We start from the raw sequence: 1,182 nt of genomic DNA on the forward strand, positions 1-1,182 counted from the left end.
ATCAGGACTTACGAAAAACTCATTAAAACAGAAGGATTTTTTAGTTCATTGATAAGATAATTTTTTAAGAGGTTTTTTTTTATTTGATAGACAGTTTGTGCCGTTTGGTAAGCAATTTTTTTCAAATTAACCCAGACATAAATAGCGCAGGCGATGTGATTTCGTTGTATGCGTTGCTTGCGGCACTGACATTTATCAATACCAGTAAGCTGCTTCACTTCGCGATGAAATTGTTCCACATACCATCGTATGGCACAAATTTTCTTCGTGTCATTAGCGCAAGTTTGTGACGTATCATTAGTAGCAATAAGATCTGTTCTATTAGAAGAAATAGCAACAGAAAACAACTTCATCTGTAAATGCTCAGGCATCCCTTTAAGCCTAATGAGCTTGCCGTGTCTTAATTCATCTTCGCTCCATTCAAAGCTACGCAATGGCTGGTAGGTTTCATCAGACCCCTTGAGTTTAGCTAATCGATTTTTTCTCATGGGGCAATAGAATATTTTGTTATGATCATTGATAAACAACATCAGCGTGCTGGTAGCATACCAGGTATCCATTAACACCGTTTTAAACGGTAATTTCTTGTGGTAAACAATATTATTAAGCATGTCTTTCACATGGTCTGCTTTACCTTTCCCGTCTTTTTCCGGGTCAAAAATTCTAAAATCGATAACCCAAAATTGCTCGGTCTGTGGGTTAACGTAGATGCAGTTAACCAGTCCTATTCCGCGAATAACGCCATGGGCATTACCACTGTACTGCCAACGTACTGATTCGATATGGCGGGAATGGCTTTTATCTAGAACCGTATCATCGAATACAATAAATCCTTCCTCACTTGCCACAAGCTCAGCCTTAACTTGTAACCAAACGTCACTGGCTGTTAATCGCTCTCTTTCTAGGTACAATTTTACCAAATCATGGCTTACATCAGATACATGCTCCGCATAATTGGTGAGCGTATAATTGACTTGGCTACTTAGCAAATATTGGCAATATTCTAATCGGCCAAATGACTTTCTTGGGCGGGCTATGGCTGCGCTCTGTCGGAAAAAATATACGCCATCTTAGATAAATAAAACTACATTGCAAATGATCTTTTCGACATCCTCTCCTTGAGAATTCTCTTGTTTTTCTTTGATCTATTGGCCTAATAGGTGGGGTTTTTCGTAAGTCCTG

1 protein-coding gene is annotated in these 1,182 nt (G+C 38.8%); it reads right to left on the reverse strand.

All coding sequences use genetic code 11. The features are described from left to right. Positions 1–8: 8 nt before the first annotated feature. Positions 9–1,037, reverse strand: a complete 1,029-nt coding sequence (locus tag LOX96_RS17470) for an IS701 family transposase (protein WP_058478568.1) — start codon at positions 1,035–1,037, stop codon at positions 9–11. Positions 1,038–1,182: the final 145 nt, after the last annotated feature.

Origin of the sequence: Legionella maioricensis, from assembly GCF_023618015.1 — a bacterium.
In the GTDB taxonomy this organism is placed as follows: domain Bacteria; phylum Pseudomonadota; class Gammaproteobacteria; order Legionellales; family Legionellaceae; genus Legionella; species Legionella maioricensis.